The sequence below is a fragment of the Bradyrhizobium sp. 613_E4_N2_2 genome (genome assembly GCF_052075995.1).
GTDB classification, from domain to species: Bacteria; Pseudomonadota; Alphaproteobacteria; order Rhizobiales; family Xanthobacteraceae; genus Bradyrhizobium; species Bradyrhizobium barranii.
The window spans coordinates 2,104,069-2,118,181 of sequence record NZ_CP197234.1; the positions used below are offsets into that span (position 1 = coordinate 2,104,069).

Sequence of the window (14,113 nt, forward strand, 5' to 3'; positions counted from 1 at the left end):
AGCTCCCGGCCGTTATTGCGTGGTCAGCGGACACTTGCCTTCGCTCTCCGCGCGGAATGCGTCCTCGCCCTTGATCGTGGCGACGACCTTCAGCAGGTCCCAGGCCGAATTCGACTCCTCGGGCGCCTTGACCTGGAGCAAATAGAGCGGGTGGATCTTGCGTCCGTCCTTGCGGATGTAGCCCTTGCCGAACAGCGGATCGTCCGTCGGCATCTCCTTCATCGCGGTGACGACGGCCTTGCCGTCCTTGGCGCCGCCGACCTTGTCGACCGCCTTGAGGTAGTGAATGACCGAGGCATAGACGCCGGCCTGCATGTCGTTGGGATAAGCCTTCGAGGGAATGCGCTCGGCGAAGCGTTTGGCGAAAGCCCGCGTGCCGTCGTTCAGATCCCAGTAGAACGGGTTCATGATCTGCGCGCTCTGCGCAAACTTCAGTCCGAGTGAGGGAAGGCCGTTCATCCCCAGGATCAATCCGACCAGCTTGTGGTCCTTGGTCAGCCCGAACTCGGCGGCCTGCTTCATCGAGGTGATGGTATCGTCGCCGGCATTGGCGAAGCCGACGACGTTCGCGCCCGAAGCCTGGGCCTGGAGCAGGAAGGAGGCGTAGTCAGCCGTTCCCAGCGGATGCCGCACGCTGCCGAGCACCTCGCCGCCGGACGCTTTCACGGCCTCCGCGGCCTGCTTCTCCAGATCGTGACCGAACGCGTAGTCGGCGGTGATGAAGAACCACTTCTTGCCGCCCTGCTGCACGATCGCCTTGCCGAGGCCGCGCCCGTAGGCATAGGTGTCGTAGGTCCAGTGCACGGTGTTGGGCGTGCATTTTTCGCCGGTCAACAGAACCGTGCCAGCGCCCGATCCGACGAAGACCTTGTTCTTCTCGGCGCTCATGCCGGCGACAGCGAGCGCGATCGACGAGTTGGGGATGTCGAAGATCGCGTCGACGCCGTCATTCTCGTACCAGCGTCTGGCGATGCCGATCCCGATGTCGGTCTTGTTCTGATGGTCGGCCGCGACGACCTCGACAGGCTTGCCGGCGGCCTTGCCGCCATAATCCTCGACCGCCATTTTTGCGGCGACGACCGAGCCGATCCCCTGATAGCTCGCGAACGGACCGGATTGGTCGTTCAGGATGCCGATCTTCACGGCATCCTGGGCAAAGCCCGGCGCGGCAACCAGCATCGAGGCCAAAATGCACAATTTGTGCAGGAATTTGCTGTTCATTGTGTCCCTCCCATGCGCGGTCTTGGTGCCGCTAAATAATAGTTATATTTTATAGCTATTTTTGAGAGTGTCAATTCGGCTTTGGCCGCCGCGGATTGAGGATCATGAGTTCGAAAACCGTAAGACCCGGGTTGAAGTCCGATCAGCAGCCGGAGAAATCGCTGGACCTGCGCGCGCTCCGGCGGACGCCCGGCTTCATGCTGCGCCTCGCGCAGTTGAAGTTTTTCGAAGGCTTTTACGAGGAGTTCGCCGCGTTGGGCCTGACGCCGGCGACCTATGCGATCTTCGCCGTCATTCGTGACAATCCCGGCGTGCCGCCGAGCAGCCTCGCCAGCCTGCTTCGGCTGCGCCTGCCGAACCTGATCAAGATCCTGAACGAGCTCGAATCGTCCGGCTTCATCAAGCGCAACCGCTCGAAGGCGGATCGTCGCGCCGTCGAGCTGATGCTGACGCCGAAGGGCGCAAAGCTCATTGCCGAGGGGGCAAGGCTGACAGAGCCCTATAACGAAAAGATGCTGGTCCCGCTCAGCGCGGCCGAGCAGCGCACGCTGCTGGAATTGCTGAACCGGCTCCTGCCGCTCTAGGGTCGGGCTCTATCGCTTCCTGACCAGCTTCAGGGGACGACCGGTCTTCTGAATGCGGGGCTTGATCGCAGCGCTCTGTGCGTCGGGCGGGTTCAGGAAGCGCGCGAGCATCGTTCTCAGATGCTCTACGCTCTGCTTGATATCCAGCTTCGGATTGCGGATCGGCATGGCGCGGGATCCGTCGACGAGGGCGATCAGGATGTTTGCCGTCGCGTCCGGATCTAACCCAGGATCCACCCGTCCCTGCTGCTGCGCGCGGCGCAGGAAGTCGCTCCACATGCGGCGGACCGCCGCGGTGTGGCGTTCGATGATCGCAGCGAATTCAGGATTGCGGGCGGCCTCCGCGAGACCATCCAGATTGAGGATCTGGGCGGGACGAAACCGCAGGCTGGTTTCCTCGATATCGACGAGCAGTGCCTCGATCACGTCGGTGGCCGCGAGAATCTTTTCAAACCGCTCGGCCGACCGCGCGAGACCGAGGTCGATCATCGCCTCGATGATCGCCTCCTTGCTCGCGAAGTAGTGATAGAGGTGGCCCGGACTGATGCCGGCTTCGGTACAGATATCTGTCGTGCTGGCGCCGCGGAAGCCGTCCCGGATGAAGCAGCGGATCGCCGCGCCGAGGATTTCCCCGCGCTTCTGCTCATGCTTAACGGGGTCGACTTTCCTCAAACCGGACATCTCCACTCACACTCGCCCCGTTTAGCACGACGGTTCGCCACGAGAAAATCAAAATTAGAGAGTTCCATCTATTTATGTTGACGGATGTTGCGAGGCGTGAGAAGTGATTATTAGAGCGATCTCTCTAATAAACTGCCGATGCGGGAATGGGACCATGCGCTTTCCACGGACGGCCCTGATGGGTGCCGCGCTTGCGCTCGGAGGGTGTGCGACCGCGCCGCTCGAACAGGCCGGCTCGCTCAGGAGCTACGACCGGATGTCGGAAGCGAACGGGCTGGTGACGCGATCGAAAATCCGCGTGAACAAGCAGGATGTCCTGGCGGCGAAGACGATCCGGATCGCATCGACCGTCTTTCCCGCGCGCACGGATGTCGTCTTGAACGAAAAGGAACGTCGCCTGGTTGCGAACGCCATCAGCCGCGAGCTGTGTCTCCGCTTGAGCGAGCGCTTCCGTATCGTCTCATCCGATGACGATGCCGATCTCACGGTGCAGGCGACCGTGACACATGCCGCGCCGACCAGCCCGACCGCCTCCGGCGCATCGAAGGCCCTGTCGATTGCCAAGACCGTTGCGCTGCCCGGCGTGCCTGTACCGGTGCCGAGGCTTCCGGTCGGGCTCGGCAGCCTGTCGGTCGAGGCGGAGGCGCGCGATTTTGCAGGATTTCAGAAGGCGGCCATGGTCTGGGCGCGCGGCGCCAACTCGATTACCAACTCTCCGCGGGTCGCCAATGAGGGCGATGCCTACGATCTCGCCGCCGATTTCGGCACGGACTTCGCAAAACTGGTTACGACCGGAGAATCGCCGTTCGGCGGCATCCCTGCGCTGCCGCCGATGGACAGCATTCCCGTGCGCCTCGGCGGTGCACCCAAATACGTCGCCTGCGAAGCGTTCGGACGGTTTCCCGGCATCACCGGCATCGCGGGGCAGGGGCTCGGCCTGCCGCCGGCCTGGACCGATTCCGGCGCCAAGGAGAGCCCGGCCAACAATCCGGCCCCGCCGCCTGTGCCCGGAGCGAATTCAGATCAGGCGCTGACACAGTGATGCGGCCGCGCGCCCCGCAACATCCGAGCCCGACATATTGGTAGCCGATCAGAGTCAATGACATGCTGACATCCGGAATAACTCGCCTTTCCCAACGCGCTTTGCGCCAAAGCGCAGCACGCGACGATGCGCGCGCGAGCAGCGTTCCCCTGTTCACGGCCGATGAGGCGTGGAGCCGGACGAATGCAGATCGGCGTGCAGTCGACGAGAGGGATGACCAGGACTCGATGCTCGAGCCCGGCTTCTGGATGACGGCCCTGGTCGCGTTCCTGCCCACGGTCGCCGGCTGCCTCTATCTCGTCCTGACCCAGGGATGAGGCGCGCAGCGAGCGCGGCACTGGGGACAAGCGATGCATTCACGATATGAGTTGGCGTGCGGCCAGCGAAGGTCCGTCTTCGGCCGCCGCAGTTCTCTGGCGGCCTTGTCCGCCATCTTGACGCTGCTGCTGGCGGGATGCGCGTCGAGCGGGAATTTGCCTCCTGTCTATCATCCTCCGCGTCCGCCTGGTGCCAAGGCGGTGCAGGAGGGCGTCAGGAAGGCAGCCGCCGAAGTCAAGCTGACCGGGGGACTCGAGACATCCGCCGTCCGCCCTACTGACCACGGGCCGGGGGCGTATTTCGTCTGCCTGAGGCAGGGCGCTGGTCCGTCTGACAGACACCCCGCCTATTCGGTCTTTTTCGACGATGACGCCTACAAGGGAGTCCAGAGCTCGGTGATCCTTGATACCTGCGAAGCCCAGCCATGGATTCCCTTCAATTGATGCCGGGGATGTAAGGGGCAGGATGAGAACCTCGACCGACGGGCGTCACGGGCCCGGTTCCGTGCCCCAAAATCCACCCAATCGGTGGTCACTAAGCCCGCGGAGGAGGCCTTTGCCTCCCATGGTGGGACTGCTGGACGGATGATCGATTTGAGGCGGCTAGTCGTGCTGGCAGCGGTTGCGCTGCTCGCCCTAGGCACCGGCATGGCCGCTGCCTCACCTGCGAAGCCGAAGCGCCCCGCGGTCACGACCGCTGCGCCGCCGCCTCCCGCTCCGCCGGTCGAGCCGCTGCCGCCGCCAAAGATCTACCTGTTCCGCGGCGCCATGGGGCCGATCTTCTCGACCGGCATGGACCGGCTCAGCGAAAAGCTGACGAAGGCCGGCTTCTCGGCCGACGTCTATGAATTCACCATCTGCCGATGGATCGGCGATCGTGTCATCTCCAGCTACAAGGAGAGCCCGGCGCCGATCGTGCTGATCGGCCACTCCATGGGCGGGCTGTGCTCGGTCGTGATCTCCGAGATGGCGGCCAAGGAGAACATCCGGATCAGCCTCGTCATCGCCATCGATTCCGCGCATGCGACCGGCGACGTGCCGCTCAATGTCGAGCGCTTCATCAACATCTTCCTCTCCGACAGCGTGCTCGGCGGCGGCGACGTCGTGGCCGTGCCCGGCTATCGGGGCCATTACGCGAGCTACGACCTCAAGGAGAACAGCCGCGTCTCGCACATCAACATCGAGAAGTCGGACGACATCCATCGCCAGATCATCGAGATGGTGACGCAGCTGCCACGCATCCCCGCGCAGAGCCAGGCCGATGCGGTACCGTTGCGCTATCTCGTGCCGCCGAACACGCCGGTGGAATTGTGGGACAGCGGCGTGCGGGTGCCGGTGCGCGCGGGCGACACCATGGAGAGCATCGCCGCCGCCCGCCGCGTGCCGCTGTGGACGCTGGCGCAGAGCAATTCGCTGGCGGAGAACGCGACCCTCACCCCCGGCCAGTCCATCATCGTCCCGCGCCATCTGACGCCGCCCGAGCCTGTGGCCGCGATGGCGGCGCCGGCGCCTCCGCCGCAAGGGCGGAAGTAGTTGATCCACAACTCGTCATGGCCGGGACAAGCCCGGCCATGACGTCGGGTAGCGATTACACGTTCGTCCCGTGGATCGCGTCGATAACGGCGTCCGTGACTTCCTTCGTCGTCGCCTTGCCGCCGACATCGGGCGTCAGCACGCCGGCCGCGCAGACGCGCTCGACCGCCGACATCAGCCGTATTGCCGCGTCCTTCTCGCCGAGATGCTCCAGCATCTGGGCACCGGTCCAGAAGGTCGCGACCGGGTTGGCGATGCCCTTGCCGGTGATGTCGAACGCAGAGCCGTGGATCGGCTCGAACATCGAGGGGAAGCGGCGCTGCGGGTCGATGTTGCCGGTCGGCGCGACGCCGAGGCTGCCGGCGAGTGCGCCGGCAAGATCGGAGAGGATGTCGGCGTGGAGGTTGGTCGCAACGATCGTGTCGAGGCTCTTCGGATGCAGCGTCATGCGCACCGTCATGGCGTCGACCAGCATCTTGTCCCAGGTCACATCGGGGAATTCGGTCGCGACTTCGGCTGCGATCTCGTCCCACATCACCATGCCATGGCGCTGCGCGTTCGACTTGGTCACCACGGTCAGGAATTTGCGCGGCCGCGACTGCGCGAGCTGGAAGGCGTAGCGCATGATGCGGGTGACGCCGACGCGGGTGAACACCGCGACCTCGGTGCCGACCTCTTCCGGCAGGCCCTTGTGGGCACGGCCGCCCATGCCGGCATATTCGCCTTCCGAGTTCTCGCGCACGATCACCCAGTCGAGATCGCCAATGCCGACATTGCGCAACGGCGAGGCGACGCCGGGCAGGATCTTGGTCGGCCGCACATTGGCGTATTGATCAAAGCCCTGGCAGATCGGCAGGCGCAGGCCCCACAGCGTGATGTGATCGGGCACGTCGGGCGCACCGACTGCGCCGAAATAGATCGCGTCGAACTTCTTCAATTCGGTGAGCCCGTCGGCCGGCATCATCACGCCGTGCTTCTTGTAATAGTCCGAGCCCCAGTCGAACGTCTTGACGTTGAAGGCGAGGTCGCCGCTGCGTTTTGCCAGAGCCTCCAGCACGCGGACGCCGGCCGAGATGACCTCGGGGCCGATGCCGTCGGCCGGAATTGCTGCGATCGAATGAGTGCGCATGAAGATGCTCCGTTTGAGATGTCAGTGGGATTGCGGGACGGGTTCGACGGGCGCGGTCTGCGCGCGCGACAATAGCAGGGTCAGGACCGCCGAGAGAACGAGCAGGCCGCTGACGAAATAGAGTCCGCCGACAAAACTGCCGGTCTGGTCCTTGATCCAGCCGATCATGGCCGGACCAACGAAGCCGCCGAGATTGCCGATCGAGTTGATGGTGGCGATCCCGGCCGCGGCCGCGGGGCCGGACAGGAACAGCGTCGGCATGCTCCACAGTGGCGGCTTGGCCGAAGAGATGCCGATGTTCACCAGCGTCAGCGCGACCAGCACAGCGACGACGCCGGTCGCAAGGCCGGCATAGGCGAGCCCCACGGCCGCGAGCAGGCAGGCGAGCACGACGTGCCAGGTGCGCTCGCCGGTGCGGTCCGAATGCCGCGCCCACAGCACCATGGCGACGACGGCGGCGGTTGCCGGCAGTGCATTGAGGAAGCCGACCTGGAGCGTGGACAGGCCGAACTGCTTGATGATCTGCGGCGCCCAGACGCCGAGCGTGTAGAGGCCTGCCGAGGTGCCGAAATAGATGAGCGCGAGCGCCAGCACGCGCGGATCGGCGAGCCCGCGCCAGATGCTGTGGCTCGCGGTCGCGGCCTTGCTCGTGGTTTCCGCATTCATGACGTCGACCAGCCATCGCCGCTCGTCGTCCGCGAGCCATTTTGCCTTTTCCGGGCGGTCGGTGAGGAATGCCAGCACAACGAAGCCAAGCAGCACGGCCGGCAGTGCCTCCAGCACGAACAGCCATTGCCAGCCCTTGAAGCCGAACAGGCCATCCATTTCCAGCAGCGCGCCGGAGACGGGCGATCCGAGTACGGTCGACAGCGGCGCCGCCGCCATGAACAGCGCGGTCACCGCGGCGCGCTGGCGCGCCGGGAACCAGTAGGAGAGATAGAGGATGATGCCGGGGAAGAAGCCGGCTTCGGCGACGCCGAGCAGGAAGCGCAGCACATAGAAGCTGGTCGGGCCCTGCACGAACGCCATCGCGGCCGACACGAGGCCCCAGGTGATCATCACCCGCGCGATCCAGATCCGCGCGCCGACCTTGTGCAGGATGATGTTGGAGGGCACCTCGAACAGGAAATAGCCCCAGAAGAAGATGCCGGCGCCGAAACCGTAGACGGTGGGCGACAGGCCGATGTCCTTGTTCATCGTCAGCGAGGCAAAGCCGATATTGACGCGGTCGATGAAGGCCACGAAGTACAGCAGCATGATGAAGGGAACGATGCGCCAAGTGATCTTGCGCAGCACGCGCGTCTGAATCTCGCTCGCCACCCTGGCCTCCTCGAGTTCCGGCTTGTTGTTGTATCGGCGGACCCTGAGGTCCACGCCGGCAACGAGCCTAGGCGGGGGAAGGAGGCATACTCAATTGGCGCTGGTTTATACAAAAAAATGATATAATCCTCGCCTGGCGAGACGAGAGGACCTTGGATGGAATTGCATCAGTTGCGATGCTTCGTGGCGGCGGCCGAGCAGCTGCATTTCGGCCATGCGGCGCAGCAGCTCCAGATGCTGCCCTCCGCGCTCGGCCGGCAGATCAGGCTGCTGGAAGAAGATCTGGGAACGCGGCTGTTCGCACGGACCACGCGCGCGGTGTCGCTGACGGAAGACGGTTCGACGCTGCTGCGCGATGCCCGCGCCATCCTCGCCAAGGTCGAGGCGGTCGAGAATAATCTGCGCAACCGCTCGCGCGCGGGCGCCGCGCGGCGGCTGCGGGTCGGCGCCATCGACAGCGCGGCGGCGGGATTGCTGCCGCCGCTCTTGCGCGATTTCCGCGACAAGCATCCCGAGATCGCGGTGCAGCTGCTCGAAGACAAGACCGTCCGGCTGCTGCCGAAGATTTTGACCGGTGCGCTCGATCTCGCCTTCGTCCGCCCGCCCGACAGTGCGGACAAGCGGCTCGAATTCCGCGATCTGCTCCAGGAGACCGCGATCGTCGCGTTTCCGCAGCGCCACCCGCTCGCCGAGCGCAAGTCGATCACGCTGGCGCAGATCGCCGACGAGGCGATGCTGGTGCCGGACCGCCGCTCGCGGCCGCACAGCCATGACCTCACCATCAAGCTGTTCGAGCAGGCCGGGCTGACGCCGCGCATCGTGCAGGTCGCCGACGAGAAGCAGACCATCATCCATCTGGTGGCAACGAAGCTCGGTGTTGCGATCGTGCCGCGCTGGACCACGCGGATGGCGGTGACGGGCGTGCGCTTCGTGCCGCTGCGGCCGAAGCAGAGCGGCCCCATCGGCCGGCTGCCGCTTGCCGCCGCATGGCTGCGCGGTTCGCGCGACCCGGCCCGCGATGCCATGCTGGCGGTGCTGGAGGCGCGCCTGCGCAGCTATGCGCGGGAGGCGTGAGCGGCTATGACATGGGCCTGGCGAGAAGGCGGGATGCGATGACTGGACAGAAAGCTTCGAACGAATTGCGGGTTGCCATCGCAGGCCTGGGCTCGATCGGCACCAAGATCGCGTCGGCGCTCGATCAGGGTATCGAGGGGCTGACGCTGTCCGCTGTCGCCGTGCGTGATCCCGCCAAGCATCAGGCGTTTCTGGGCGGCCTGCGTCGTGCGCCATCCGTGCTGCCGATCGATCAGCTCGGTGACGCCGCGGATATCGTGGTCGAATGCGCGCCGAGCAGCCAGTTGCGCGCGATCGTCGAGCCCGCGGTGAAGCGCGGCAGGGCCGCGGTCGTCGTCAGCGTCGGCGGGCTGCTCGACAATTTCGATCTCGTCGATCTTGCCCGCGCCAATGGCGGCCGCATCATCGTGCCGACCGGCGCGCTGATCGGGCTGGACGCCGTCAACGCCGCCGCAATCGGCACCATTCATTCGGTGAAGATGGTGACGCGCAAGCCGATCGACGGTCTGAAGGGCGCGCCCTTCATCGTCGACAACAACATCGATATCGACAATCTGCGCGAGCCGCTCAAACTGTTCGAGGGCACCGCGCGCGAGGCCGCAAAGGGCTTTCCGGCCAATCTCAATGTCGCGGTCGCGCTGTCGCTCGCGGGCGTCGGACCCGACCGCACCTCCGTGCAGATCTGGGCCGATCCGACCGTGACGCGCAACGTTCACCGCATCGAGGTCGAGGCGGATTCGGCGCGCTTCTCGATGTCGATCGAGAACATCCCGTCGGAGAATCCCAAGACGGGCCTGATCACGGCGCTCTCCGTGATCGCGCTGCTACGCAAGCAGCGCGCCACGCTCTGTGTCGGGACGTAACCTCTACGCGCCCGTGACGCGCCAGATCACGTTGCCGACGTCGTCGGCCATCAGCAGCGACTTCTTGTCGGGTCCGATCACGACGCCAACCGGACGGCCGTAGGATTCCTTCTCGTCCGGGGACAGGAAGCCCGACAGGATGTCGCGACCGGGGCCGGAGGGCTTGCCGTTCTCGAACGGGATGAACACCAGTTTGTAGCCCGAGAGAGTGCTGCGATTCCACGAGCCGTGCTGGCCGATCACCATGCCGTCGGGGAAGCCGGGCAGGGTCCCTGCGGGCATCCAGCACAGGCCGAGCGAAGCGGTGTGGCCGCCGAGTGCGTAGTCCGGTTGAAGCGCCTTGGCGACCATCGCGGGATCCTGCGGCACGCGATCGTCGACCGTCTTGCCCCAGTAGCAATAGGGCCAGCCGTAGAAGCCGCCGTCGCGCACCGAGGTGAGATAATCCGGCGGCGTCTCGTCGCCGAGCCCGTCGCGCTCGTTGACGACGGTCCAGAGCACGTTCGTATTGGGCTCCCAGGCAAGACCAACAGGATTGCGCAGGCCCGCACCAAAAATGCGATGCGTGCCGGCGGCGAGATCGAGCTCATAGACCGCGGCGCGGCCTTCCTCGACCTCCATGCCCATCTCGGCGATGTTACTGAGCGAGCCGACACCGGCATAGAGCTTCTTGCCGTCGGGACTTGCAAGCAGGCTGCGCGTCCAGTGGCCGCTCGGCTTGAACGTCGTGAGCCGCTTGCCCGGTGCGGTGATGCGGTCGGCATTGGCGACATAGGGGAAGGCCATCACGCCGTCGGTGTTGCCGACATAGAATGTGTTGCCGACCAGCGCCATGCCGAAGGGCTGGCTGAGGTTCTCCATGAAGGCGCCGCGCACTTCGGCGACGCCGTCGCCGTCCTTGTCGCGCAGCAGCGTGATGCGGTTGGCGCTGACGCCGAGCGCTGCGGCGCGCCGCATCGTCGCCTGCATCGCATAGTGAAACACCGACCTCGGCGCGCCCGCGATCTGCGTCGCCTCCGCGATCAGCACGTCACCATTCGGCAGCACCTCGATCCAGCGCGGATGGTCGAGCCCGGCCGCGAACGCATTGACCTTGAGCCCGGGGGCGACCGTCGGCTTGTGGCCCTCGCTCCAGCCCCTGGCCGTCGGCATCTTCAAGGTCGGCAGCGCCCCCTGCGGCTTCGCTTCGGGGATCGCCGGCGCCTGGCCCCAGGCCGGCGCGGGCGCGGTCCCCGACAGCCGCCGCCATTGCAGCGCGGCACCGCCGATCAGCGCGACGAACTGCGCGAAGATGCTGGAAAAGGTCATGGAAATCCCCTGTTGAACGTACGGCACAGTCCAACGACGGATCGCCCAAAGCCCCGCGCGGGCTCAGACCTTATCGTCGACCTCTCCAGATCCACGATGGGATGTCGTCGTGCCTTTTTGCGCGCGCATCCAACTGGGTAGCGGCAAAAAGGTCAACCGTTACGGAACTCGATCAGCGCCTATTCCCGAGGAATGGCAGCCGACCAAATTTGCATGGAGAGGAAAGTCAGCGGCCGATGTGCCGGTCCAGCCGCCGGCGCGAGCCTCTGCTGCTACGCTAGGCACGCCCAAAGAACTGACTGATTTTCGGTGCCATTGCCCGCCGCGCGCCGTTACGACATCTCCAGGCATGCAACTGTTTAACCATCCGTTAACCATAGCTATTCATGATACTGCCCGTGTATGTGTGTTCGCGACGAGCTTGAACTGCATGGCGCAGCGTAGTTCCAGAGCGCCAGTTGGAGGGGATGAGGGCATCTTGAGCTTTCCCTCACCGCTGGCACCAGACAAGGGAGCAACAGCTCTCGATCTGGTATATCAAGCGGCCGATGTCTTCCGCGATATGGAGAAGCACGCCCGCGAGACCGAAGCCCGTGCCCAATCACTTTGCACGAGCGCCATAGAAAGATTGCGGCTGGCCGAAGGGCGAGCGGAGGCCGCCGAGCGGGCACAGCGTGAACTCACCGTAACCACCGAACGTAAGCTGCAAGATGCTTGCCGAGCGCTGGAGCTGGCCCAGTGCTGCATTGAAGCTCAGAAGGATAAGTTGACGGCCGTAGAGCTTCGCGCCGAAGTTGCGGAAGCCGAAGCGCGACAAGCCAAGGAAGCGCTCGCGCTCGTTGAAGAGGCCATTCGCAAGCGTCTGCTTTGCGCAAATCCGCATGCCGATGGCAGGTTGGCAGCGGTAGCCTGATCAATTGCGACTGCAATGGCTCACTGGGGGCTACCGCGCGGACCGGCGCGGCACGGGCGAACTACCCCTGCTGCGAGCCTGGCGGTAGCCACCTCCTTTAGCATTTGAAATCGGGTGGGATTGGGTTCGACCCAAACAGGGGCTGGTGCAGCCTGAGAGGCTCATTTGACTTGCGGGACAAGACGCCGCGTGACCCGCGCGCCAATCCAAATGACAGAGCCAAACGATAACGAACTATTAACCATGTTGAGCTATCTGGAGAATTGGGCATTCGGGGCGCGTGTGCTGGCTTGCGGGCCAGCCGGTAGCGTAGGCGTGGACCCATGGCCCTTGACCCGGAAGAACTCGTCACCCTGACAGATCACGGCTCGATGAAACTGCGCGCGGCAGTATCGCGCGCGATGACGTTGCCACCCAAGGAACGCAAGCGGACGACAATCGTCCGCGAGGGTGAGCCGGCGATCCTGCATTTCGAGCAGATCAAAAACCTTGCGGCGCGGTGGAACGAACGGCTCGCGCCAATCGACTGACTAGTTTCGCTGCGCTGGTGTCAATCGGGCCACGAGCCCCCAAAGAGGCGGCCCGTGCACGGCCTCGTCGACCCTCGGTAAGCATGAGTTTGATGCCGGTCGCCGCATGCGGATTACCGTTCGTTGCGACCTGCGTCCGCGAGCGCTGCCGAGATCTCTCGCAATGAGCGCCGACCGCCCTTTAGCGGCACCCGCGCGACGCTTGGCTTCCGCTGCCCCGTTAAGATTTCATTAACCCTACGAGAGCAAGTCTTTTGGCTGGGGCCGGGCGGATCATTCGCAAGGAAAATCCCATGCCAAATCTGGAAGAGGCAATTCGCGAGCGCGCCTACCACCTCTGGGTCGCCGATGGGCAACCCGACGGAAAGGCGGAAGTCCATTGGAAGCATGCTCAATACGAAATTCTCGAAGCGTCAGTCGCAAACCCTGCTGTGGCTGACATCGCATTGACAAAACCCGCCAGAAGGGTGCGATCCCCGAAAAAGCAAAACTCGCGCTGACGGGTCCAGCGCGAGGACGTGCGCCATTCGCAATTCGGTCGGCGGGCTGCCGGTCGTCGTTAGAAATGACATCCAACGATGCGGGAATTGGCAGCCTCGCTAACCCAAATTTCTTCGAGAGGAACAGACAACAACACCTAGACTATTCGTCGGGTCGGCAGTTCAATTGGCATTGGTTGATCGAGTCGGTTTCTCGCACCATCCAGCGCCGAGAGCGACGAGCGCCGACGTGACCAGAGCCGATGGCAACCAGTGTCCGACGGGACCAGCGTCCATAAGGCCAGCGTCAAGGAGGCCAGGGTCCAGAAGGCCAGCGTAGAGCGAGCATCAACCCTGCAAGCAGCCCGCCAAGTCTGCTCGCAGCCCAACTTGGCAAGACACGGCAAGGCCTTTGCCAGCGAAGAGCCTTTGAGGCTTTTGGGACCATCGGTTACTCCGATGGTCCCTTTTCATTGTGGTGCCATTGGCGCGAGACATCGGGCGGCTGTTGCTTCCGCGTTCACCATGCAATCGAGCGAGGAACGCTATTTGATCGTCGCGTGCACAGTGATTACCGACGTGCCAGAAGCTGTCGGTCCCTGACCCGTCGCTTTGATGGCAAAGGTATCGCTACCCTTATATTTGGCCTTCGCCTTGTATTCGAACGTAGACAGGTTGAGCCTTTTCAGCTTGCCGTGTGACGGCTTTTGAGAGATGTCCGAGCCACTCACCGTGCCGCGTATCTTGATTGGAAATTGGCAACTTCCTCCGGACGTGAGGTCAATGTCGGCCGTCGAGTTCTCGCCCCAATCCGCTAGTGTGCCTGAGATTGAGCATTCAGAAACGGCCGCCGCCCGAGATACAGACAGTAGGCTTGGACAGCTAGCGATGAGCGCCAACGCGGCGACCTTTGACAACTGCATAATCGGCTTCTCCGTAGCGTTGTCAGTTTACGGACATCACTCCTCTGGCACCCCGGCTAGGGCTAGGCGCATGCCCTCGCAGACCCGCTCTCGTCCTGCGAGATATTTCGTATCGTCGCTTGCTTGGCTGACAAGCAAGCGACTGATGGTAAAGCTTGGATCGAGCGCAAGTCCGACACTAGCAGTAACTTCGTGC

15 protein-coding genes are annotated in these 14,113 nt (G+C 64.0%); 9 read left to right on the forward strand and 6 right to left on the reverse strand.

Annotation, left to right across the window (positions count from 1 at the left end):
* Window positions 1-12: 12 nt before the first annotated feature.
* On the reverse strand, window positions 13-1,221 hold the full coding sequence (locus tag AB7290_RS09960; RefSeq protein ID WP_085399512.1) for an ABC transporter substrate-binding protein: 1,209 nt from the start codon (window positions 1,219-1,221) through the stop codon (window positions 13-15).
* Between the two features lie 104 nt (window positions 1,222-1,325).
* On the opposite strand from AB7290_RS09960, the gene AB7290_RS09965 reads away from it, so the two are divergent.
* A complete protein-coding gene (locus AB7290_RS09965; RefSeq protein WP_085399511.1) occupies window positions 1,326-1,805 on the forward strand; it encodes a MarR family winged helix-turn-helix transcriptional regulator in 480 nt (159 codons plus the stop codon).
* Window positions 1,806-1,814: 9 nt separating this feature from the next.
* On the opposite strand, the gene AB7290_RS09970 is transcribed toward AB7290_RS09965, so the two are convergent.
* Window positions 1,815-2,486, reverse strand: coding sequence for a TetR/AcrR family transcriptional regulator (locus AB7290_RS09970; protein ID WP_085399510.1), 672 nt, complete (start codon window positions 2,484-2,486; stop codon window positions 1,815-1,817).
* Between the two features lie 178 nt (window positions 2,487-2,664).
* Here AB7290_RS09970 and AB7290_RS09975 point away from each other — a divergent pair, with 178 nt between their 5' ends.
* The 3 genes from AB7290_RS09975 to AB7290_RS09985 all read left to right on the forward strand — a co-directional run bounded on the left by AB7290_RS09975 (window position 2,665) and on the right by AB7290_RS09985 (window position 5,378).
* Complete coding sequence (locus tag AB7290_RS09975) at window positions 2,665-3,528, forward strand: DUF3313 domain-containing protein (protein ID WP_085399509.1); 864 nt, start codon at window positions 2,665-2,667, stop codon at window positions 3,526-3,528.
* A 62-nt stretch (window positions 3,529-3,590) separates the two neighbouring features.
* On the forward strand, window positions 3,591-3,845 hold the full coding sequence (locus AB7290_RS09980) for a hypothetical protein (protein WP_085399508.1): 255 nt from the start codon (window positions 3,591-3,593) through the stop codon (window positions 3,843-3,845).
* Between the two features lie 585 nt (window positions 3,846-4,430).
* Window positions 4,431-5,378, forward strand: a complete 948-nt coding sequence (locus tag AB7290_RS09985; protein ID WP_085399507.1) for a LysM peptidoglycan-binding domain-containing protein — start codon at window positions 4,431-4,433, stop codon at window positions 5,376-5,378.
* 55 nt (window positions 5,379-5,433) lie between these two features.
* Here AB7290_RS09985 and AB7290_RS09990 read toward each other — a convergent pair whose 3' ends face one another.
* Window positions 5,434-6,507 carry a tartrate dehydrogenase gene (locus tag AB7290_RS09990; RefSeq protein WP_085399506.1) on the reverse strand — a complete coding sequence of 358 codons (1,074 nt, stop codon included), beginning with the start codon at window positions 6,505-6,507 and terminating at the stop codon, window positions 5,434-5,436.
* A gap of 21 nt (window positions 6,508-6,528) precedes the next feature.
* Window positions 6,529-7,827 carry an MFS transporter gene (locus AB7290_RS09995; RefSeq protein ID WP_085399526.1) on the reverse strand — a complete coding sequence of 433 codons (1,299 nt, stop codon included), beginning with the start codon at window positions 7,825-7,827 and terminating at the stop codon, window positions 6,529-6,531.
* A gap of 156 nt (window positions 7,828-7,983) precedes the next feature.
* On the opposite strand from AB7290_RS09995, the gene AB7290_RS10000 reads away from it, so the two are divergent.
* Together AB7290_RS10000 and AB7290_RS10005 are read left to right on the forward strand one after the other, a co-directional pair.
* Entirely contained in the window at window positions 7,984-8,901 is a 918-nt protein-coding gene (locus AB7290_RS10000; RefSeq protein ID WP_085399505.1) for a LysR family transcriptional regulator, read from the forward strand.
* 38 nt (window positions 8,902-8,939) lie between these two features.
* Entirely contained in the window at window positions 8,940-9,764 is an 825-nt protein-coding gene (locus AB7290_RS10005) for an aspartate dehydrogenase (protein ID WP_085399504.1), read from the forward strand.
* A 3-nt stretch (window positions 9,765-9,767) separates the two neighbouring features.
* Here AB7290_RS10005 and AB7290_RS10010 read toward each other — a convergent pair whose 3' ends face one another.
* The gene (locus AB7290_RS10010) at window positions 9,768-11,072 is read right to left on the reverse strand and encodes a PQQ-dependent sugar dehydrogenase (protein WP_085399503.1); all 1,305 of its coding nucleotides are present in this window, start codon (window positions 11,070-11,072) and stop codon (window positions 9,768-9,770) included.
* Between the two features lie 478 nt (window positions 11,073-11,550).
* Between AB7290_RS10010 and AB7290_RS10015 the strand changes: the two genes are divergently transcribed.
* The 3 genes from AB7290_RS10015 to AB7290_RS10025 all read left to right on the forward strand — a co-directional run bounded on the left by AB7290_RS10015 (window position 11,551) and on the right by AB7290_RS10025 (window position 13,015).
* Window positions 11,551-11,985, forward strand: a complete 435-nt coding sequence (locus AB7290_RS10015) for a hypothetical protein (protein ID WP_244623074.1) — start codon at window positions 11,551-11,553, stop codon at window positions 11,983-11,985.
* A gap of 323 nt (window positions 11,986-12,308) precedes the next feature.
* Complete coding sequence (locus AB7290_RS10020) at window positions 12,309-12,515, forward strand: hypothetical protein (protein WP_028147657.1); 207 nt, start codon at window positions 12,309-12,311, stop codon at window positions 12,513-12,515.
* A 293-nt stretch (window positions 12,516-12,808) separates the two neighbouring features.
* Window positions 12,809-13,015 carry a DUF2934 domain-containing protein gene (locus AB7290_RS10025; protein WP_135214115.1) on the forward strand — a complete coding sequence of 69 codons (207 nt, stop codon included), beginning with the start codon at window positions 12,809-12,811 and terminating at the stop codon, window positions 13,013-13,015.
* A 524-nt stretch (window positions 13,016-13,539) separates the two neighbouring features.
* Here AB7290_RS10025 and AB7290_RS10030 read toward each other — a convergent pair.
* Window positions 13,540-13,917, reverse strand: coding sequence for a hypothetical protein (locus AB7290_RS10030; RefSeq protein WP_085399501.1), 378 nt, complete (start codon window positions 13,915-13,917; stop codon window positions 13,540-13,542).
* Between the last annotated feature and the right edge of the window lie 196 nt (window positions 13,918-14,113).

Excerpts from the sequence above, each read along its gene's own strand:
- AB7290_RS09960 (WP_085399512.1), bottom strand. The coding sequence starts at position 1,221 with ATGAACAGCAAATTCCTGCACAAATTGTGCATTTTGGCCTCGATGCTG.
- AB7290_RS09965 (WP_085399511.1), top strand. The coding sequence starts at position 1,326 with ATGAGTTCGAAAACCGTAAGACCCGGGTTGAAGTCCGATCAGCAGCCG.
- AB7290_RS09970 (WP_085399510.1), bottom strand. The coding sequence starts at position 2,486 with ATGTCCGGTTTGAGGAAAGTCGACCCCGTTAAGCATGAGCAGAAGCGC.
- AB7290_RS09975 (WP_085399509.1), top strand. The coding sequence starts at position 2,665 with ATGGGTGCCGCGCTTGCGCTCGGAGGGTGTGCGACCGCGCCGCTCGAA.
- AB7290_RS09980 (WP_085399508.1), top strand. The coding sequence starts at position 3,591 with ATGCTGACATCCGGAATAACTCGCCTTTCCCAACGCGCTTTGCGCCAA.
- AB7290_RS09985 (WP_085399507.1), top strand. The coding sequence starts at position 4,431 with ATGATCGATTTGAGGCGGCTAGTCGTGCTGGCAGCGGTTGCGCTGCTC.
- AB7290_RS09990 (WP_085399506.1), bottom strand. The coding sequence starts at position 6,507 with ATGCGCACTCATTCGATCGCAGCAATTCCGGCCGACGGCATCGGCCCC.
- AB7290_RS10000 (WP_085399505.1), top strand. The coding sequence starts at position 7,984 with ATGGAATTGCATCAGTTGCGATGCTTCGTGGCGGCGGCCGAGCAGCTG.
- AB7290_RS10005 (WP_085399504.1), top strand. The coding sequence starts at position 8,940 with ATGACTGGACAGAAAGCTTCGAACGAATTGCGGGTTGCCATCGCAGGC.
- AB7290_RS10010 (WP_085399503.1), bottom strand. The coding sequence starts at position 11,072 with ATGACCTTTTCCAGCATCTTCGCGCAGTTCGTCGCGCTGATCGGCGGT.
- AB7290_RS10020 (WP_028147657.1), top strand. The coding sequence starts at position 12,309 with ATGGCCCTTGACCCGGAAGAACTCGTCACCCTGACAGATCACGGCTCG.
- AB7290_RS10025 (WP_135214115.1), top strand. The coding sequence starts at position 12,809 with ATGCCAAATCTGGAAGAGGCAATTCGCGAGCGCGCCTACCACCTCTGG.
- AB7290_RS10030 (WP_085399501.1), bottom strand. The coding sequence starts at position 13,917 with ATGCAGTTGTCAAAGGTCGCCGCGTTGGCGCTCATCGCTAGCTGTCCA.